We start from the raw sequence: 19,819 nt of genomic DNA, 5'->3' as shown, positions 1-19,819 counted from the left end.
CAGATAAAGCCGCCCGCCGCGCCGGCAACCCGAACGGCTCAAAGCTTTTCGATGGGTGCGACGCCGCTGTCGTCCGATTCGTCCGGGCCAGCGTTCTCACGCCATCCAGCCTCCACGGCCGGCAGCACTTTTTCGGCTGTTGTGACAGTGATCGGACGCAGACGGTCCGCTGAATGAACGAATCCGGCCGTGCCCATGTGCGAATAAAGCTTCTCCATGGGTGCCCAGAAATCGTTGAAGGAAGCGAAGACGATTGGCTTTTCATGACGGCCAAGCTGAGCCCAGGTCATGATTTCCACAATTTCCTCCAGCGTGCCGATACCACCTGGTAGAGCGACGAAAGCGTCGCTTCTGTCGAAGAGCAGATGTTTGCGCTCATGCATGCTCTTCACGACGATATAATCGTCGAACAGTGAGGGATTGCCGTCGCCGCGCTCGCGGTCGAGAAGAAAATCCGGAATGATTCCCGTGACGTGACCGCCAGAATCCTTGGCTCCAGACGCCACCGCGCCCATCAGTCCCCGCATGCCGCCGCCGAAGACCAGACCGTATCCGGCCTCGCCGATCTGGCGTCCGACGGCATAGGCGGATTCGAGGAAGCTGGGATCGGCGCCGTCGCTGGAGCCGCAATAGACGCAAATTGATCGATTCATTGCGTTTTCCTTTTCCCAACGCTTCGATCGCGTCATTCGCCGCCAAACCTTTTCTAAGCGCCTTTGGCAGGCTAAGCCTCTTAGTGACGAAAAGTGGAGCCTTCAAGGGGCGGGAGACGAATCGATGGGCCGGCTACTCTTTGCCATTGTGTTGTTCGCTGTAGGCTTTCTCGGTGCGGTTTGGCTAACGGCTGTTTCGACCGATCGGGAGGTGGGTGACCTTCTGAGCCAGAATACGCTTCGTCAGCTCTTGTCCGGCGAGGAAATAACCCTCGAAAGTGCAGAAAATGAAGGGGTAGAGCCAGCGGAAGGCTCCGGACAAACCGTTGCCCAAGCCGACGGCGATGCGGCCGAAACAGACGAGAAAGATACGGCTTCATCCGAGCAAAATTCCGCAGAAATTGCTCAGGTAGACGTCGATCCAGAGGAGGATGCGGCGACAGCCGAGGACGTAGATCAGGAAGAATCGGATACGAATGAGGAGCAGACCGATTCGTCTGAACAACTCACCGACGACCAGTTCGCTTTCGATGCAATTGAGTCCGATGATGAAGGTCGGCTGACGATCAGCGGAACTGCGCCTGCCGAAGCGCCCGTTGAACTGCTCTCAAAGGATGAGGTTATTGCCTCCGGGGCGGCTGACAGCGATGGTAAGTTCGCTCTTCAGCCCGAGCCGCCACTGACGCCCGGTGAGCACGAGCTTTCGATCCGCTCAGAGACCGAAAGCGGCACGGCGGTGATGTCGCCGGAAACACTGGCCCTGACGCTCCCCGACGAGGGCGCTCCGACGGCCGAGGCCAACAACAGCGCAAATGGTGAAACTCGGACAATCACGGTAATCCCGACCCCGCAGCAACAGACAATAGCTGAAGCGCCGACGCCCGATGAGGAGACATCGCCGGGTATCTCTGAAACAGAAAGCGCCGCCGCTAACACGTCTGAGCAGGATGTTGTCGTCGGTGGACCGGAAAGCACTGATGAGACTGACGCGACTGACGTAGCAAGCGCAGAGCAAAGCAAAGAAACCGCGCCCGCAGTGGATGAATCCAATCCTGCCGTCTCGGAAGAAGAGGTTGCCGAAGCGGGTGCCGAGAGCGGCGACCAGCCCGATGAAGGCGAAACCGAAGTCGCTACCGTGGGCGAAGAAACCGCTGTCGTTGATGAGAGCGAGACTGCCGACGCCAGCACTGAACAGTCAGCGGGCGAAACAGATCGGCCCTCGGAAGAAATCGACGTCGCCGCCGCGGATTCTGCGCCCTCAGAGCCGGACAACACAGTGGAGCCGGAGAGCGTCGAGCCGGAATCAGAACAGGTTGTCGAAACCACCGATGACGCCACGGACGGATCATCGGCCCCGGAAGCACCAGCCTCGCCGTTGGTCGAGGCCATCGAAATCGATGGCGGTTCGGTTTTTGTGACCGGGTCGGCTGCGCCGCAGACACGGCTACGGCTTTCCGCTGGAGAGACGGAACTGGGCACCGTCACGGCTAACGAGAATGGACGCTTCCTGCTGGAGGCGGAGGCAGACATCCCCGTGGGAAAAATTCCGCTTCGTGTAGAGACGCTGGGCGATGATGAGGCCGTCTTGCAAGCGATGGTTACATCTTTCGACCGGACGCCGGGCGAGCAGATGACGGCCGTGGTAGAACCGCCGGTCAGCGATCCGGTAATAGCGACCCAAAGCGCCTCCGACGCCGCTGAAGTCATGGCCAATTCGTCGAAAGAGTTGGCCGATCGGGACGTCGAAGGTGCTGACACGGCTCCACCATCGGGGTCAGAAAACACGCCCGCCACCGCAGAGCCGGCGGATCAGACTGCACAACAAGAAGGTGGTAGTGAGGAGAATGAGTCGGAAGCCGATGCCGAGACCGGTGAAGCTGAAGCGCCTTCGGTTGCCGATACGTCTGAGATGGCTGATGAGCCGGCCGACGAGGCTGGTCGGCAGGAGGAGACGGTAACGGATGGCGACGAGGTTGCCCGTCAGGAGCCGCCGTCCGAATCGTCCAGTGACGCCAGCGAAGAAGAGGCCGGCGAACAACCTTCGCTGGCAGCGCCGACGCAGACGGATGTGGCATCCGCCCCAACCGATGAAGAAACCAGCCCTCCGTCGACAGAGCCGGCTGAGGCCGTTACAGATGAGGAAGATGGCAGTCTTCAGTCACCATCGGAAACGCGGGGCGAGACCGAAATCGCTGCCGTTCCGGCCGATGAAGTCGAGGAAGTGGAAACGCCGCCCGCATCCGTCACAGACGACAACGAGGTCGAAGGGACGACCTCGAATGACGGGAGCGCTTCGCAGGTCGAGGCGGTATCGCCCGCCGACACCGAGATGGCGGCAAATGACTACTCAACTACCACAGAGGATGCCGACCCGGCCGAGGCCGAACAATCGGATTCGGCATTCGAGCGAGCACGCTCGGCTGTCGAGCGCGCCGGCAATGCTCTGCGCGGTATAATGGTCGATGACGATATCGACGCTGAATCGGAAGTCGATGGAGACGCGCCCACCGAGTCGGCGCAGGAGACCGAATCCGGCGCGGACGAAACCGAGCCTGCCAGCACGGCGGCTCCTTCTTCATCCGAAGCGCCTCAGCCTGCGGCTGAGGATGGAGACACGAGTGCAGCCGACGCTGTGCCTACCGAGATGCCAGCGAGCGAACCCGTCGATCCAGCCTCGGATGATTCTGCAGCCGAAATGACGGAAGGCGATACCTTGTTGCCGGCGCTGCCGCCCGTGTTCGAGGTTCGCCGGGGCGATACGATCCGCTCCTTGTCCCGTCTCCTCTACGGAGCGGATGCGACGGACGCCGATTTCATCAATGTCGAGAGCGGCAAGGTGGTGTCACAGTCTGACTTGAGAACGGGTATGCGTTTGCGGCTTCCGGAGAATGGACCGGAAGGGCGGACCGCCGATCTCGACCGGATCGGGGCGCGCCTGCTTTCCAGCACGGACAAATAGGCGCACACCGTCCGAACGACTAAAGTCTCCTGACTTGTAATCCTCCCTTCATCGTATAATTACGATGAAGGGAGGATCGTCATGGACATCAGTCGAATTCTGGCCGCGTTGGCGCATCCGGCTCGGCTGGAGATACTCCGCCAGCTATGCGGCTGCGGCTGCGCGTGCTGCGGTCAAATGAAGGATTTGACGGGTCTGGCGCAGAGTACGACGTCTCAGCATTTGCGCGTTCTCCTGGAGGCCGGGCTGATCGAGCGTCGACCTGCCGGTACAGCCAGCCAATACCGGCTGTCGGCCGATGCGGCGGATCTGCTGCGTCAAACGGGCGAAGCGATCGTCGATCTCGCCCCCTCAACCTCAATGACAGACGGGCAGACCGAGCCAGAAAGCGCGATGGAATGAGTACGACCGTATCGGCCGATCGAGGATCGACCCTGCAAACGTTGAAGAACCTCTGGCCCTACATGTGGCCTTCAAATCGCGCCGATCTGAAATGGCGCGTGGCATGGGCTACGGTCTTTCTCGTTATCGCCAAACTGGTGCTCATCGCAGTGCCGTATTTCTTCAAATGGGCGACCGATGAACTCGCGGCCGATGGCGATGGCGCGCCAGGCTGGCTGCCGCTCGCCATTGCCGGCCCGATAGCGCTTGTCATCGGTTATAATATTGCGCGGATCGGTCAGCAGGGGTTCAACCAGTTGCGCGATGCCCTGTTCGCGCGTGTCGGCCAGCATGCCGTGCGGCAACTGGCTTACAAGACTTTCGTCCACATGCACAAACTGTCGCTTCGCTACCATCTGGAGAGGCGAACGGGCGGCCTGTCTCGAATCATCGAGCGCGGGACGAAGGGGATCGAAACCATCGTTCGATTTACGATCCTGAACACGATCCCAACAATTCTGGAGTTCGCGATCGTTGCCGCTATTTTTGGCATCTCCTACGGCATCTGGTACGTGGTGGTGATCGGTCTGACCATATGGGCCTACACATGGTTCACTGTTCGCGCATCCGACTGGCGGATCGAGATCCGTCGCGACATGAACAATTCGGACAATGATGCGAATACCAAGGCGATAGACAGCCTGCTCAATTTCGAAACCGTCAAATATTTTGGCAACGAGGAAATGGAAGCGGCCCGCTTCGACCGCTCTATGGCGACTTATGAGGTTGCCGCGACCCGTATATGGACATCGCTTGGTTGGCTGAATTTCGGTCAGGCCGTGATTTTCGGCACAGGCATGGCCGTGGTGATGGTCATGAGCGCGCTCTCTGTCCGTAACGGCACACAAAGCGTCGGCGATTTCGTTTTCATCAACACCATCCTGATGCAGCTGGCCGTGCCGTTGAATTTCATCGGGTTCGTCTATCGCGAAATTCGGCAGGGCCTGGCGGATCTGGAGCAGATGTTCGGACTGATGGATGTCGAGGAAGAGATCACCGATGCGCCGGATGCCGCGCCTTTGGTGATCGAAAGCGGAGCCATCCGTTTCGACAACGTTAATTTTGCCTACGACGCCAACCGGCCGATTTTGCGAGGCATCAGCTTTGAGGTGCCCGCAGGCAAGACAATCGCTATTGTGGGACCGTCGGGGGCGGGCAAGAGCACGATAAGCCGGCTGCTCTATCGTTTCTATGACATCCAGTCCGGCGCCATTACCATCGATGGGCAGGATATTCGAAACGTGACACAGCGCAGTCTGCGCGCCGCTGTCGGCATGGTGCCGCAGGATACCGTCCTGTTTAACGACACGATCGCCTACAACATTCGATATGGCCGAACGTCTGCCACGCAGGCGGAAGTCGTGCGTGCGGCGGAACTGGCGCAGATTGCTGATTTCGTGCGCGGCCTGCCTGAAGGTTTCGACACCATGGTCGGCGAACGTGGCCTGAAGCTGTCAGGTGGCGAGAAGCAGCGGGTCGCCATAGCGCGGACCATTCTGAAGAGCCCGCCAATCCTCATCCTCGATGAGGCAACCAGCGCGCTCGATACTCACACAGAGCAGGAGATTCAGGCTTCGCTGGATATGGTCTCCAAAGACCGTACCACTCTTATCATCGCCCACCGGCTCTCGACGATTGTCGATGCGGATGAAATCATCGTTTTGCGCGATGGACTTATCGCGGAGCGGGGCACCCACCGCCAACTCATGACGCATGGCGGTCTTTATGCGGATATGTGGAACAGGCAGCAGGAAGCGAGCGAGGCGGAAGAGCGACTGCGTCGCGCTCAAGAGGGGGACGAAATGGGCGTGATCGTGCGCAAATCACCTGCGCGGTAATATTCGGACCCGTCGAAACGAAACGCCCGCCGGTTCGGCGGGCGCGGTAACGGATGAGCGCCAGTGGAGAATCACTCTTCCAGTGATTTTTCGGCCTTCTGGTCGACAAGTTTCCGCTCGGCCTTCTTTCGCTCTTCGAAGCGGGGCGCGAATTTTTCGGCTTCCTCGTCAGAGAATACCTTCTTCGCCTTGGCGAAAATGTCTTCCTCTTCCTCGTCGATATGGTGCTCGTAATCGTGGCGCAGCTGTTTGAATTTCTGCAGCCAGCCGGGTGAGCTCATATCGATTTCGTTTAGCTCTTCCATCAGATCGTCCAACTCCTTGTGTTCGGAGACAGAGTGCCGCGCGTCGTCCTGCCCGTCCGGATCGGCGATAAGCTGGGAATAAAACGTTTCTTCTTCTGCGGCGGCATGGCTTTTGACCTCGTAATAGAAGTCCTTCCACGCATCCTGCCGCTCCTGACTGTCACCGCTCGTATCCGAGATGGTTTCCAGCAGAGCGCGGTGTTTGTCGTGATCGGCTTTGATCGCCTCGTAAATGTCTGTCATGGTTCGAAGCCCCTTGCTGATTGGTATGTCCGAGTTAGCGCGCCGCGGTCGGAGGCAAAGGGCAAACCCCGGTGACGAACGCTTTGCAATGGAAGCCGGGTGTCTTATGTCATCCGCACGGCCTTGTCGCCGCGCAACCCTTCTGGAGGATCGATGAGTTTATCGGATACCATACGCAAGACGCTGGTGCCGGTTCGGCCGGAAGGCTATCCGTTCATCGCAGTCTTTTTTGCTGTTGCTGTCCTGCTCGGTTTTCTCTGGTCCGGTCTATTCTGGATCGGTCTGGCTCTGACGGCCTGGTGCGCCTACTTTTTCCGCGATCCCGACCGATACGTGCCTGTCGATGACGGCTTGGTCATCTCGCCTGCAGACGGTGAAGTTTCCGCTGTCGGCCCTGCGGTGCCGCCGGAAGAACTGATGCTCGGCGCCGAACCTATGCTGCGCATATCCGTCTTCATGAATGTCTTCTCCTGCCATGTGAACCGCGCGCCCATGCGCGGTCGTATTTCGCGCATCGCGTATACTTCCGGCAAATTCCTCAACGCCGATCTGGACAAGGCAAGCCAGGAGAACGAGCGCAACGGTATCGTCATCGATGGGCCTCACGGATCGATTGGCTGCGTCCAGATTGCCGGCCTGGTGGCAAGACGCATTCTCTGTTGGGCCGAAGACGGCGAAGCGCTGATGGCCGGCGAGCGCTTCGGCCTTATCCGCTTCGGTAGTCGCGTCGATGTTTATCTCCCCGATGGAGCGGTGCCACGCGTTGCGACAGGTCAGACGGCCATCGCCGGTGAGACGGTTCTGGCGGTTTTCGATGAGCGGCAGGATGCGATACACGCGGTCCGGCGCTAGAGTAACGCGATGAACTCCTCGGCAGACCAGCCTTCGACAGAAAAGTCCGGTTCGTCAGACCGCGGGCCGCGCCTGCGCGAAATCCCGCTTCGCCTGATTTGGCCGAATCTGGTGACGGTTCTTGCTATCTGCTTTGGCTTGACCGGCATGCGGTTTGCCATCGAGGGCGATATGGAGCGGGCGGTCTATCTGGTCCTGGTGGCTGCCGTTCTCGATGGAATTGACGGTCGTCTGGCGCGCATGCTCAAGGCGACCAGCAAGTTCGGAGCGCAGATGGATTCGCTCGCCGATATCGTCAATTTCGGCGTCGTTCCGGCGATTCTTCTTTATAGCGACCTACTTTACATGACCAAGCCGTTCGGCTGGATTGCGGCGCTCATCTTCACGGTTGCCTGTGGTCTGAGGCTGGCGCGCTTCAACGTGATGAGTGAAAATCCGGGAAGGGCGACCTGGCAGGGTGAATATTTCGTCGGCGTGCCGGCGCCGTCCGCCGCAGTCCTGCTGCTTGTACCGGTCTATCTCGGTGTGCTGGGCATGGAACCCGGCCAGACGATGGCTGTCCTTGCGACGGCTTACGCTCTTCTGGTCGCTGTTCTCATGGTGAGCCGTCTGCCGGTATGGTCTGGCAAGGCGCTTGGCGCAAGGGTGCCTCGCGATGCGGTCGTGCCGATCCTCTTGATGGTCGTCATCGTCGCGATGCTGCTGTATTTCTACACCTTCCTCACATTGCTGGTCGGCTCAATTTTGCTGTTGATATCGATTCCAGTCTCGACCTATCGATACAATGCGCGTTTCAAGGCGTGGCAAATCCAGGAGAACACCGGCGCTCTGGATGAGCAGCCGGATATATCCGCCCGGCATGAGAAGATAAACGAGGACGTCAATCTCTAGGATGAGACTTCAGGCAGGCGCAGGCAGGTCGACGAATATCTCATCTCGCGCCTCGAAACGTTTTCCCGTTACCTGCAATTCAGGCGAAGCAAGGAAAAGCAATCTCTGGGCGATCTCCGAGGGATGCGGAATTGTTTCCGGATCTTCGCCCGGCATCGCCTGGGCTCGCATTGCCGTTCGCGTTGCGCCGGGGTTCACCATGTTCACGCGCACAGTCATATTTTGCGTTTCATGCGCCCAGGACCGACCGATGGCCTCCAGCGCCGCCTTAGAGGCGGCATATGGTCCCCAGTAGGCCTTTGCGGACGACGCTGCGCCAGAACTCATCAATATGGCGCGGCCGGCATCGGACAGACGCAAAAGCGGATCGACGGAGCGGATCAGACGCCACTGGCTGGTCACGTTGATCGTCATGACCTTTTCGAAGGTTTTGGCTTCGACATGACCGATAGGCGAAATGGTGCCGAGAACACCCGCATTGGCAACGAGCACGTCGAGCTTGCCCCAACGTTCATGGATCGAGCCGCCGAGCCGGTCGATACCAGCCATATCGGTCAGGTCGAGCGGTACAAGTGTTGCGCTGCCGCCCGCTTCGCTGATCTCATCATCGAGTTCTTCGAGCCCGCCCACGGTGCGCGCCACGGCGATAACATGCGCACCGCATCCGGCCAGTCCCTTCGCCAGGAAATAGCCGATACCCCGCGAAGCGCCCGTCACCAGTGCGATGCGTCCGGAAAGATCCGGAACCGTCCCGATCAAATCGCTCAAAATCTAGCCTTTCGACGAGAGGACGGAGAGCCGGCGGACATTGTCCGCGCCTTCTAGATCCGTCAGCCGGGTCGGATATTCCCGCGTAAAACATGCATCGCAGAATTGCGGCTTCTCATCGTGACGGCCTTCTTCGCCGACGGCGCGATAAAGCCCATCGGTCGAGAGGAAAGCGAGGCTGTCGACGCGAATGAAGTCGGCCATTTCTTCCACGGACATGCGGCTGGCGAGAAGTTTGGCGGTCTCCGGCGTATCGACACCATAGAAACAGGAAGCGCGGGTCGGCGGCGAAGCGATCCGCATATGCACTTCCCTCGCACCGGCGTCACGCACCATCTGTACGATCTTCTGGCTGGTGGTTCCGCGCACGATGGAATCGTCGACCAGCACGACGCGCTTGCCTTCGATGGTGCGGCGATTGGCGTTGTGCTTCAGCTTCACGCCCATATGGCGAATGGAATCGCCCGGCTGAATGAAGGTGCGGCCCACATAATGGTTTCGGATAATGCCGAGTTCGAACGGAAGATTGGCTTCCTGCGCGTAACCGATGGCCGCCGGTGTGCCGCTATCGGGCACCGGGACGACCATATCGGCCTCAATCGACTCTTCGCGGGCCAGTTCCACACCGATATTCTTTCGGATCGCGTAGACATCGCGCCCTTCGATAACCGAATCCGGCCGAGCGAAATAAACATATTCAAAAATGCAGAAACGGCTGTCGACGCCGTCGAAGGGGAAATGGCTCTGAATGCCCTTTTCCGTAATGACAACCATCTCGCCGGGTTTGACGTCCCGAACGTAACGCGCGCCGATAATGTCGAGGGCGCAACTCTCCGAACAGAGAATGTAGGAGCCGTCCAGATCGCCGAGGACGAGCGGGCGAATACCCAGAGGATCGCGGCAGCCGATCATCTTCTTGGAGGAGAGGGCGACGAGCGAGAATGCACCTTCCAGCTGCCGCACCGCGTCGATGAAACGGTCGTTGAAATTGGTTTGCTCGCTGGTCGCGACCAGATGCAGAAGCGTCTCGGTATCCGAGGTGGAGGAGATGATGGCGCCCCGTTTCTGCAGGACACGCTGGATGGTCATCGCATTGGTGATATTGCCGTTGTGCGCGACCGCAAAGCCGCCATCGGCGAGTTCGGCAAAGAGCGGCTGGACATTGCGCAGGCTGGATTCGCCTGTCGTCGAATAACGGGTATGGCCAATAGCGCGATGGCCGGGCAAACGCTCCATGACGCTGGGCTTTGTGAAAGTATCGCCGATCAGCCCGATATGCCGCTCGACGTGGAATTGCGCGCCATCGAAGGAGACGATACCCGCCGCCTCCTGGCCTCGATGTTGCAGGGCGTGAAGCCCGAGCGTCACGATGGGCGCTGCATCCTGTCGACCGTAAATACCGAAGACGCCGCACTCGTCGTGAAACGCGTCGGCCTCGTTGTCCAGACCGTCCATACCATGCAAGTCTGCATCGACCATCATGCCGTTCCGCCTGTCCTTGAACTACCTGCCGGGTCGTACCCGCTGGAATCTGTTTTTTACCGTCAGTTCGCGGCTGCTTCGCCATCGGCCGGCGCAGGCTCCGCCTCATCGTCTTTCAGAAACCGGTCGAAAAGGTCACGCTCCGGATCTTCCGGCAAAAGCGCCGCAATCTCTTCGCCGACCGGGTCGAGAATGGCCCGGCTCTTGGCGTTGACAACCCATTCAGGGGGATTGCCGGCGACAAGCCATTGGAAGAAGAGAAGGGCGACCGCAGCCACCACCACGCCGCGCGCTGCGCCGTAGATGAAGCCGAGTGTCCGGTCGAGCGCGCCCGCACGACTGTCGATGATGAAATCGGCGATCCGCATCGTGACGACCGTAACAATTACGAGAACGATCAGAAAGACGATCGCCGCCGCTGCCAGATCGGCGTAGAGCTGTTTGCCGAGAGGTTCGAGCAGATAAGGCGATAGCAGCGGGTAGGCGATCCATGCTGCCAGACCCGCGACGAGCCAGGAGGCGATGGAAAGGACCTCGCGTGAGAACCCCCTGACCATGGCAAGCAGCGCCGAAACGAGCGTGAATACGATGAAGATGCCATCCAGAAGCGTCATGTTACCCGTCTATCTATCCTGTTCGGGCGCCTTGTTCAGCATTGGAACCGCGACCGCATGAAGGCCGACAGGTTACGCTGCTTCATCATGCGCCGAAATCGGCGAAGATCCAGCAATGGAGGCAACCAGATCGACAAGCGTTTCAGGCTGTGAAAGCCGTAGCGCACTGCTCCCGATCTCTTCGGTCCCCGCCGGAAGGACAGCCCTTTCAAATCCCAGCTTTCGCGCCTCTTTCAACCGCTGAACGGAATGGCCGACCGGCCGCACCGCCCCGGAGAGACTGATTTCGCCGAAATAGACGCAATCGGCAGGCAGAGCAAGCCCGGCAAGCGATGAGACGAGAGCGGCGGCGGCGGCCATATCGGCCGCCGGTTCGCTGATACGGTAGCCGCCCGCAACATTCAAATAGACATCGTGCTGGGAGAACCGCACACCGCAATGGGCTTCGAGCACGGCAAGGATCATTGACAGGCGTCCGCTGTCCCAGCCAATGACGGACCGGCGTGGCGTACCGAGCGGGGAGGGCGCGACGAGCGCCTGAATTTCCACAAGAAGGGGGCGGCTGCCCTCCATTCCGGCAAAGACGGCTGCACCGGGAGTCTTGCCGTTGCGTTCGCCGAGAAAAAGCTCCGAAGGATTGGGCACTTCCGCAAGGCCGCGATCGCCCATCGCAAAAACTCCGATCTCATCGGTGGCGCCGAAACGGTTTTTTACCGTCCTGAGAATTCGATAAGCCTGTCCGCCATCGCCTTCGAAATAGAGAACGCCATCGACCATATGCTCCACGACGCGGGGGCCGGCAATCTGCCCGTCCTTTGTTACGTGACCGACCAGCACCACGGCCGCGCCGCTCTGTTTTGCATAGCGGATCATTGCCGACGCGCTGGCCCGCACCTGCGTAACCGTGCCTGGCGCGCTTTCCACACTGTCCGTCCAAAGCGTCTGGACCGAATCCAGAATAACGAAATCCGGTCGAGGACCATCCGCCAGGGTCGCCAGTATATTCTCCACATTTGTTTCCGCCGCCAGCATTACCGCGCTGTCGGCAGCGCCGAGGCGATGTGCGCGAAGCTGTACCTGTCCCGTCGCTTCTTCGCCCGAGACATAAATGACCCGACGGTTGCGGCGGGCCAGAGCAGCCGCCGCCTGCATCAGAAGAGTTGACTTGCCAATGCCGGGATCGCCACCCAGAAGCAGCGCGGAGCCCCTTACGAATCCTCCCCCCGTTACGCGATCGAGCTCGGCAATACCGGTCTGGATGCGGGGGGCCTGTTCCTGCTCGCCGTCCAATGCGACCAGTTCGACCGGTCGGCCCTTTTTCGGCGCGCGTTGATGTCCGCCGCCGACGCCCCCGCCAGCCTGTTCCTCAGCCAAAGTGTTCCATTCGCCGCAACCGTCGCATTTGCCCTGCCAACGCGGATGAACGGTTCCGCATTGGGCGCAGATAAAGCTGATCTTCTGGCGTGCCATGAAACCCTCTAATGTTCTTCTTTCGTTCATAGCCGATCAAACTTCATTTCGCCAGAGAGGGCGATTGAGTTTTCGCCGCTCTGTTGAAAAAGCATCGTATGACGGCAGATAGCCTGATAAGTTGTGCCGGGTGGTCCGGTTTTACTGGATGAGGTCTGATGCGCTGGCTCTGGACATTGGCGGGATTGCTGGCGCTGATTCTGGGAGTCGCCGGCATTGCGGTTCCGCTACTACCGACCGTGCCATTTCTCATTCTGGCGGCCTTTTGCTTTGCGCGCTCATCCCCCCGCCTTCATGACTGGCTCGTCGGTCATCCTCGTTTTGGACCGCCAATCGCCGACTGGCGGCGTGAGGGCGCGATCTCTCTACGGGCCAAAAGGCTGGCAACGCTCTCAATCGGGGCCGCTTTCATATTGTCGGTGGCAATGGGCCTCGGTATCGGCCTTTTGGCCATTCAGGGCGTGACGCTGATCTGCGTTTTGCTCTTTATTTGGACGCGGCCTCATGGAAGCCGGCGGTCTGTCCAGACCGACGATCAGATATAGCTGCGGCGATGACGCTGCCCAAGGGCGGTCAGCACCTCGTAGCCAATCGTGCCGGTTCGCCGCGCGACATCTTCCAACGCTATCGTTTCGCCTATGATCTCGAGCCAGTCTCCTGCCGTGCACTGCTCGGGCGGAATATCGGTGATGTCGAAAATGCTGAGATCCATTGTCGTGCGTCCGACGAGAGGCACGCTGACGCCGTTCATCGCCGCCACTGCGCCGTCAGGCACAGCGGAGCGTAGCGGAACGCCGCTGCCTGAACCGGACCGGAAATAGCCATCCGCATAACCGATAGCGGCGACGGCAAGCCGGCTGTCGCGGGTGAGGCGGTAAGTGTGGCCATAAGAGACGTGTTCTCCCATTCGCGCCTGACGGATCTGTATAATCCGCGCCTTCAACTCGATGACCCGATGAATGCCCCTCATTTTCGGACCGGCCGATCCGCCATAAAGAGCAATACCCGGCCTGGTCAGATCGAAGTGGTAGTCCGATCCAAGAAAAATTCCGGCCGAGTTAGCGAGAGAAAATCGAGACATATCAAAATTTTCACGCAACGTATTGAATCGGCCTCGCTGCTCGGAATTGGCCGGATGGTCCGGCTCGTCGCCACACGCCAGATGACTGATCACAAGATCGGGGTGGCAATTGTCCGCTACCTGCTTCGCTTCTGATGGCGACAATCCAAGCCGGTTCATCCCCGTGTCGACCTGGATCGCGAAGGGCTGTTCCGTCTCTTTCCAAAGGCTCCACTGTTCGGTCGTGTTGACGACCGGTCGGAGTTTCGCGGCGGCCATGGCTGACGCGGCCGCTGCGCTCCAGGGCCCAGAAAGCACATAGATCACTGCATCGGGGCAGATCGGCCGAAGCGCCATGCCTTCCGATGGAGTTGCCACGAAAAAGGTACGACATTCCGGCAAATGCGGCACGATCTCAACCATACCGAGGCCATAGGCATCGGCTTTGACCACCGCAGCGCATTCGCTGGATGGCGCATATCGCTGAAGGGTCTCCCAGTTTCGACGGATCGCCGCCCGGTCGACGATTAGACGGGTACCTTCCAGATCGGTCATGACGTTACTATCCGGCAAGTCGGGAGGCCGGCTACTCAAAGCGTTCCGGTAGCCGTTCATCATCCGCCAGATCGGAGAATTTTGTGAATTCGCCTTCGAAGGCCAGATCGACTGTGCCGGTCGGGCCGTGGCGCTGCTTGGCAATGATGAGCTCCGCCTTGCCGCGCACACGGTCGAACTTCTGCTGCCATTCCTCATGTTCGGGCGTGCCGAACTCCGGTTCGCGGTTTTGCATGTAGTATTCGTCGCGATAGACGAACAGCACCACATCGGCGTCCTGCTCGATCGAACCGGATTCGCGAAGATCCGACAGTTGCGGCCGCTTGTCGTCCCGCGATTCGACTTGTCGCGAAAGCTGCGAGAGCGCGATAACGGGCGTGTTCAACTCCTTGGCGAGGGCTTTCAGCCCTGTGGTGATTTCGGTCAGTTCCTGCACGCGGTTGCCCTGGCTCTTGCTCGACCCCTGCATGAGCTGCAGATAATCGATCACGATCACGTCGAGGCCGCGCTGACGCTTGAGGCGACGGGCGCGTGCGGCAAGAGCGGCAATCGAGATGCCGCCGGTCTGGTCGATATAGAGCGGGGTCCGCTGCATCATCTGCGAGCAGGCAATCAGCTTGTCGAAATCCGCTTCGGTGATTTCCCCGCGGCGGATTTTGGACGATGAAATGCGAGCCTGTTCGGAGATGATACGCGTGGCGAGCTGCTCCGAGCTCATTTCCAGGCTGAAGAAACCGACAACTCCGCCTTGCGCGGGTTTGACCGAACCGTCGGCCTGCGGTGCCGCTTCATAGGCGGCCGCGATATTATGAGCGATGTTGGTGGCGAGCGACGTTTTGCCCATGGCCGGGCGTCCCGCCAGAATGACGAGGTCGGAAGGCTGAAGGCCGCCGAGCTTCCTGTCGATGTCGATGAAGCCGGTCGAAATTCCGGAGAGATGGCCATCACGCTGATAGGCAGCGCCGGCCATATCGATGGCGGTCGCCAAGGCATCGGAAAAGGCCTCGAACCCTCCATCGTAACGGCCGGTCTCGGCCAGTTCGAAGAGGCGGCGTTCCGCATCCTCGATCTGCTGCTGCGGCGGTGCATCGACGGGCGCGTCGAACGCGACATTGACCATATCCTCGCCGATGCCGATCAGCGCGCGGCGGGTCGAAAGATCGTAGATGCCGCGCCCGTAATCCTCGGCATTGATGATGGTGACGGCTTCGGCGGCGAGCCGTGCGAGATACTGGCTGACCGTCATCTCGCCGATCAACTGATCGGCTGGCAGAAAGGTTTTAAGCGTTACCGGATTGGCGCTTTTGCCCATGCGGATCAGTTCGCCGGAAACCTCGTAGATTTTCCTGTGAAGCGGATCGTGGAAATGGACCGGCTTCAGAAAATCCGAGACGCGATAGAAAGCATCGTTATTGACCATGATCGCGCCAAGCAGCGCCTGCTCGGCTTCGATGTTATTGGGCGCCTGGCGGTAGCCGCTGTCGGCGCCGCCTTCATTTGCAGGCTGAAGATGCCGCGCCGCTTCGGCCATCGATCCGTTCTCCCGTTCATCGCATGAGCGCGGAGTCTTCCCGATCCGCCGTGAGTCGTCTAGCACGCGGAGATGGTTATCGGGCTGTTAACGGGGTGATCCGGGCGCAGAAACATCTCATGGGAGAACAGCGGGGAGAGCGGGGAAAAGATCGTCCCGCCCTTTACTCCGCCGCGCTTGTTACATCGCTCCTGGATTTCTCGCTGTCAGCCTTGGCGAGTTCCCGCTCTCGCTTTTCGATATAGTCGCGGCTCATCGGCACGACCGTTTTATCGTGAACGATCTGAATCTGGAAAACGACCATATTGTAGTAGCGGAAGGCCGCTTCCGACGCGGCTAAATAGAGATCCCACATTCGAAAGAAGCGCTCATCGTATTCTTCGAGCACTTCGTCGCGCGTTGCGTGGAAACGATTGCGCCATTCGGCGAGCGTATCGGCGTAATGCGTTGTCAGAACTTCCACATCGGTGACGGTCAGTCCTGCGCGTTCGATGGCCGCCGAGACTTCCGACAGCGCTGGAATATAGCCGCCCGGAAAGATGTATTTGTGAATGAAGCCGGAGGTCACGTTTGGCGGCTCGCTGCGACCGATCGTATGGAGCAGCATGACGCCGTCACGAGCCAGAAGATCGTGCGATTTCTGAAAAAAGGTTTTGTAGTTGCGAATACCCACATGCTCAAACATGCCGACCGAAACGATGCGGTCATAAGTCTGTTCCAGGGTACGGTAGTCACGCAATTCGAAGCGGACATCGTCTCGCCCAGCGCCGCGCTCCCTCGCAACAGCAAGCTGTTCTTCCGAAAGCGTTATGCCGGTGACGCACGCATCGCATTCGTTGGCCAGTGTGAGCGCCATACCGCCCCAGCCGCACCCGATGTCCAGCACACTCATAGAGGGCTCAATCATCAGCTTGGCGGCAATGTGCCGCTTTTTGGCCGCCTGCGCGTCCTCCAGCGACATGCCCGGGCGGGAAAAGTAGGCACAGGAATATTGCATGTCTGCATCGAGAAACCGGCGATACATGGCAGGCGACAGATCATAATGCCGTTTAACGTTACGGAGCGACGCAGTCAGGCCGTTCCACTGCGACAGACGGCGAGCAGCAAAGCGTAGACGCCGGTTCATCCGCGCTGACACGGGATATGACGATGCACGCTCGATCGGCGCAATCAGGTGAAAAAAGTCGAGAAGATCGCCCTGCTCGATGGTGACGCGGCCATCCATATAGGCCTCGGGAAAGGCAGGGTCGGGGTTGAGGATGATGGCCATCATTGTGCGGCGATCATGGATGGTCAGTGCAATCGTTGGCTCGCCGCCAGGCCCAAGGCGCAGCGTTTTTCCGCCCGGCAATGTTGCAATCAGTGTACCGGTTCCGATCATCTGATCGACCAGCCTGACGATACTTTTTTCCGCTATTCCCCGAGCTTTACCCTTCATCATTCCGCTCCGGACGCCCCGGTCATGCCGCTCAATATTTAAGATTATCATTATGTTGGTGTCGGCGGCGGAATCAATATCTTAGCTGAAAAAGCAAAAACCCCGGCGTCAGCGCCGGGGTTCTGCGATTGAGAGACGGTGCGTGGATCAGCCGGCGTTTTCTTCGTCGCCATCGCTTTCGTCTGCAGCGTCGGCCTCAGATGCGCCTTCGCCCTCGTCATAGAGATCGTCTTCCTCGAAGAACTCTTCCGGCTGGGCGGCATCGTTGATGTCTTCACCGTAGATGGCTTCGGCGCTGGTGAGGTCTTCGCCACGTGCCTGACGCTCGGCTTCGTCCGTCGTGCGGGCAATGTTCAGCGTAATGGTCACCCGAACCTCCGGATGCAGTTCGACCGGCACGTCCGTCAGGCCGATGGCCTTGATGGCCTGGTTCAGATCGACCTGGCTGCGGCCGACCTTGAAGCCCTCATCCTTGAGGAGTTCGGAAATATCGCGCGAAGAAACTGAACCGTAAAGCTGGCCGGTTTCGGCTGCCGAGCGGATGACGACCAGCGTCTTGCCTTCCAGCTCGTCGGCGATCTTCTGCGCTTCGGACTTGCGGTCTTCGTTGCGCGCTTCGATCTGCGCGCGCTCGGCTTCGAAGCGAGCTTTGTTCGCCTCGTTAGCACGCAGCGCACGGCCGGTCGGGATGAGATAGTTGCGGGCAAAGCCAGGCTTGACGGTGACGGTGTCGCCGATCCCGCCAAGCTTGTTCACGCGTTCCAGAAGAATGACTTCCATTTGAATTCCTTTCCTGAGGTCGTCTTTCGTTAGCGTTATTCCACCGGCCTCGGCGAAAGCGGCGAAGCGCGTTTCGTGTCGAACAGGCCGGCGATGACAAATCCCGCCAGAAGCGGGGCAAAAAGCAGTACGGCGACATAAGTGCCGAAGAGGATGAAGAACCGTGCGCTGGTTTGCCGGCTCCATTCATGCAGCATGGCGAAACCGCCGACCGCAAACCCCGCACCGAATGCGCCAGCGACGCCGGCGGCCAAATAGCCGGCAAGGCCCGGAGCGAAACTGGCGAGAAGCGCGACAAGAAAAGGCGCCAGCGCGATGCGCGGCAGACGAAGGGATGTAGGCCAATCATCCTTCGGCCGCACGAGCAGGCCGGCGCGGCGCGCAACCTGCAGCGCGATGTAGAAATTGGCAAGCAACACCAGAACCCAGCCAAATGGCTGCACGATAGGAAGGATGTTACGAAGCAGCGCCGCCAGTTGTCCTTCGAACCCATCCGGCAGAGCAACGTCGCCCTGGCGATAGCTCTCCGCGAGAACCGCAGCGACGTCGTCAGCCAGTTCCAGGCCGAGACCATCCACCAATGAGAGCGCGACAAAAGCGACTGCCGCGCTGCCGCAGATCGCCAGAAGAATATCGGCCATCGGGAACCAGACAAGCGTTTCGTCCGGGCCGCCTAATTCGCTTGCGGGGCGTGCCAGCGCGCCGAGCGATCCGGCCAGAACGCTTGGCACGCAGACCAACAGGGCAATGCCAAGAGCGGGTTGGAGACCGGAAACGACGGCGATACCGGCAATAGCCACAGCCGAACCGCTAAGACCCGCCGATACACCGTAGCCCAGTGTCGCCACGAGAAGCGGAAACGGAGACAGCAAAGTGAGAAAAGCCATTCCGCCAACAGGCGATGCCGCGACAAGCGCGGAGGTCAGGCCGGCAAGCGCGCCGATAAGATGGGGATTGGCAAGGATCGTTTTCACGCGGTCGCTGTCCTGCCTCTGGCAGTTAGGGATCGGCTTATGCCCGGTCCCAACTTCGGGTTTAAGAAATATAGCCTGCAATGCCGAACATGGCAGGCTGCGTCCGCGCCGGCGAGCCGGCGCGGCAAATCGTTCTTACTTCACGACGTAGGGCAGAAGGCCGAGGAAGCGCGCGCGTTTGATGGCCTTGGCCAGTTCACGCTGCTTCTTGGCGGAAACAGCCGTGATACGGGACGGTACGATCTTGCCGCGCTCGGAAATATAGCGCTGCAGAAGGCGAACGTCCTTGTAATCGATCTTCGGTGCATTGGAGCCTGAGAACGGGCAGGTTTTGCGGCGGCGATGGAAGGGCCGGCGCGTCGGAAGCTGGTTGATATCGACCATGTCTTTTTCCTCTCGTCGGCGTCTTAGCGGCGCGGACCGCGGTCGCGGCCGCCACGGCCACCACGACGATCGTTCCGGTCATCCTTGCGAAGCATCGCGGACTGACCTTCTTCCAATTCGTCGACTTTCAGGGTCAGCGAACGAAGGATTTCTTCCGACAGGCGCTGCTGGCGTTCGACTTCCTGCACGGCTTCCGCAGGGGCTTCGATGTTGAGCAGGGTGTAGTAAGCCTTGCGGTTCTTATCCATCCGATAGGCGAGGGACTTCAATCCCCAGCTTTCGGTCTTGCTGACCGATCCGCCGGCATTTTCGATGATACCGGTATATTGCTGAACGAGGTCGTCGACCTGGCTCTGGCTAAGGTCCTGGCGGGCCAGGAATACGTGTTCGTAAAGGGCCATTATCGGCTTTGCCTTTCCATCGTTTCACATCACCGGACCCGCGCGGCTAGAGCCTCTGCGACCTTCCGAATGCCGAAAAGACGGCGGGAAAGGCGCTGCACGAAGCGGTCGAGAGCGGAGACGGGAGCGAAGGTCGGCGAACGTTCCGTCACCTGCCGTCCGTAAACGGCCCTTCGATTA

Annotated in this window: 20 protein-coding genes; 6 read left to right on the top strand and 14 right to left on the bottom strand. The window is 59.6% G+C overall.

Going from position 1 to position 19,819, the window contains the following annotated elements; translation table 11 throughout:
* Positions 1–38 precede the first annotated feature (38 nt).
* Entirely contained in the window at positions 39–653 is a 615-nt protein-coding gene (locus tag NIM86_RS01115; protein WP_253378445.1) for a TIGR00730 family Rossman fold protein, read from the bottom strand.
* A 124-nt stretch (positions 654–777) separates the two neighbouring features.
* On the opposite strand from NIM86_RS01115, the gene NIM86_RS01110 reads away from it, so the two are divergent.
* The 3 genes from NIM86_RS01110 (at position 778) to NIM86_RS01100 (ending at position 5,891) form a co-directional block, all read left to right on the top strand.
* On the top strand, positions 778–3,612 hold the full coding sequence (locus NIM86_RS01110; RefSeq protein ID WP_253378443.1) for a hypothetical protein: 2,835 nt from the start codon (positions 778–780) through the stop codon (positions 3,610–3,612).
* An 81-nt stretch (positions 3,613–3,693) separates the two neighbouring features.
* Complete coding sequence (locus NIM86_RS01105) at positions 3,694–4,014, top strand: helix-turn-helix transcriptional regulator (RefSeq protein ID WP_253378441.1); 321 nt, start codon at positions 3,694–3,696, stop codon at positions 4,012–4,014.
* Positions 4,011–5,891, top strand: coding sequence for an ABC transporter ATP-binding protein/permease (locus tag NIM86_RS01100; RefSeq protein WP_253378440.1), 1,881 nt, complete (start codon positions 4,011–4,013; stop codon positions 5,889–5,891). The genes NIM86_RS01105 and NIM86_RS01100 overlap by 4 nt, the downstream gene beginning before the upstream one ends.
* 71 nt (positions 5,892–5,962) lie before the next feature.
* Here NIM86_RS01100 and NIM86_RS01095 read toward each other — a convergent pair whose 3' ends face one another.
* Positions 5,963–6,439 (bottom strand): hemerythrin domain-containing protein, encoded by a 477-nt coding sequence (locus NIM86_RS01095; protein WP_253378438.1) that lies wholly within the window; start codon positions 6,437–6,439, stop codon positions 5,963–5,965.
* Between the two features lie 153 nt (positions 6,440–6,592).
* Here NIM86_RS01095 and NIM86_RS01090 point away from each other — a divergent pair, with 153 nt between their 5' ends.
* Together NIM86_RS01090 and pssA are read left to right on the top strand one after the other, a co-directional pair.
* On the top strand, positions 6,593–7,291 hold the full coding sequence (locus tag NIM86_RS01090; RefSeq protein WP_253378436.1) for a phosphatidylserine decarboxylase: 699 nt from the start codon (positions 6,593–6,595) through the stop codon (positions 7,289–7,291).
* Between the two features lie 9 nt (positions 7,292–7,300).
* Entirely contained in the window at positions 7,301–8,182 is an 882-nt protein-coding gene (gene pssA / locus NIM86_RS01085) for a CDP-diacylglycerol--serine O-phosphatidyltransferase (protein WP_253378434.1), read from the top strand.
* A 9-nt stretch (positions 8,183–8,191) separates the two neighbouring features.
* On the opposite strand, the gene NIM86_RS01080 is transcribed toward pssA, so the two are convergent.
* The 4 genes from NIM86_RS01080 to radA all read right to left on the bottom strand — a co-directional run bounded on the left by NIM86_RS01080 (position 8,192) and on the right by radA (position 12,516).
* Entirely contained in the window at positions 8,192–8,941 is a 750-nt protein-coding gene (locus tag NIM86_RS01080; protein WP_253380631.1) for an SDR family NAD(P)-dependent oxidoreductase, read from the bottom strand.
* A gap of 12 nt (positions 8,942–8,953) precedes the next feature.
* Entirely contained in the window at positions 8,954–10,429 is a 1,476-nt protein-coding gene (gene purF / locus NIM86_RS01075; RefSeq protein WP_253380630.1) for an amidophosphoribosyltransferase, read from the bottom strand.
* Positions 10,430–10,494: 65 nt separating this feature from the next.
* Positions 10,495–11,046 (bottom strand): CvpA family protein, encoded by a 552-nt coding sequence (locus NIM86_RS01070; protein ID WP_253378432.1) that lies wholly within the window; start codon positions 11,044–11,046, stop codon positions 10,495–10,497.
* 72 nt (positions 11,047–11,118) lie between these two features.
* On the bottom strand, positions 11,119–12,516 hold the full coding sequence (gene radA, locus NIM86_RS01065; protein WP_253378430.1) for a DNA repair protein RadA: 1,398 nt from the start codon (positions 12,514–12,516) through the stop codon (positions 11,119–11,121).
* A gap of 158 nt (positions 12,517–12,674) precedes the next feature.
* On the opposite strand from radA, the gene NIM86_RS01060 reads away from it, so the two are divergent.
* The gene (locus NIM86_RS01060) at positions 12,675–13,061 is read left to right on the top strand and encodes a YbaN family protein (RefSeq protein ID WP_253378428.1); all 387 of its coding nucleotides are present in this window, start codon (positions 12,675–12,677) and stop codon (positions 13,059–13,061) included.
* Here NIM86_RS01060 and alr read toward each other — a convergent pair.
* The 8 genes from alr to NIM86_RS17160 all read right to left on the bottom strand — a co-directional run bounded on the left by alr (position 13,052) and on the right by NIM86_RS17160 (position 19,791).
* Positions 13,052–14,131: an alanine racemase gene (gene alr / locus NIM86_RS01055; protein ID WP_253378426.1), complete on the bottom strand. Its 1,080-nt coding sequence runs from the start codon at positions 14,129–14,131 to the stop codon at positions 13,052–13,054. The genes NIM86_RS01060 and alr overlap by 10 nt on opposite strands.
* 31 nt (positions 14,132–14,162) lie before the next feature.
* On the bottom strand, positions 14,163–15,662 hold the full coding sequence (locus tag NIM86_RS01050) for a replicative DNA helicase (protein WP_253378424.1): 1,500 nt from the start codon (positions 15,660–15,662) through the stop codon (positions 14,163–14,165).
* A gap of 163 nt (positions 15,663–15,825) precedes the next feature.
* Positions 15,826–17,103 (bottom strand): cyclopropane-fatty-acyl-phospholipid synthase family protein, encoded by a 1,278-nt coding sequence (locus tag NIM86_RS01045; RefSeq protein WP_253378422.1) that lies wholly within the window; start codon positions 17,101–17,103, stop codon positions 15,826–15,828.
* Between the two features lie 144 nt (positions 17,104–17,247).
* Positions 17,248–17,880 carry a 50S ribosomal protein L9 gene (rplI, locus tag NIM86_RS01040; RefSeq protein WP_253378420.1) on the bottom strand — a complete coding sequence of 211 codons (633 nt, stop codon included), beginning with the start codon at positions 17,878–17,880 and terminating at the stop codon, positions 17,248–17,250.
* Between the two features lie 35 nt (positions 17,881–17,915).
* Entirely contained in the window at positions 17,916–18,854 is a 939-nt protein-coding gene (locus NIM86_RS01035; protein ID WP_253378418.1) for a DUF2232 domain-containing protein, read from the bottom strand.
* A 135-nt stretch (positions 18,855–18,989) separates the two neighbouring features.
* Complete coding sequence (gene rpsR / locus NIM86_RS01030; protein WP_253378417.1) at positions 18,990–19,238, bottom strand: 30S ribosomal protein S18; 249 nt, start codon at positions 19,236–19,238, stop codon at positions 18,990–18,992.
* A gap of 23 nt (positions 19,239–19,261) precedes the next feature.
* Positions 19,262–19,639, bottom strand: a complete 378-nt coding sequence (rpsF, locus tag NIM86_RS01025) for a 30S ribosomal protein S6 (RefSeq protein ID WP_253378415.1) — start codon at positions 19,637–19,639, stop codon at positions 19,262–19,264.
* A 29-nt stretch (positions 19,640–19,668) separates the two neighbouring features.
* Positions 19,669–19,791: a hypothetical protein gene (locus NIM86_RS17160; protein WP_256478309.1), complete on the bottom strand. Its 123-nt coding sequence runs from the start codon at positions 19,789–19,791 to the stop codon at positions 19,669–19,671.
* Between the last annotated feature and the right edge of the window lie 28 nt (positions 19,792–19,819).

Origin of the sequence: Notoacmeibacter sp. MSK16QG-6 (assembly GCF_024158145.1) — a bacterium.
Classification (GTDB): domain Bacteria; phylum Pseudomonadota; class Alphaproteobacteria; order Rhizobiales; family Rhizobiaceae; genus Notoacmeibacter.
This window is presented reverse-complemented; position numbering and strand designations above follow the sequence as displayed.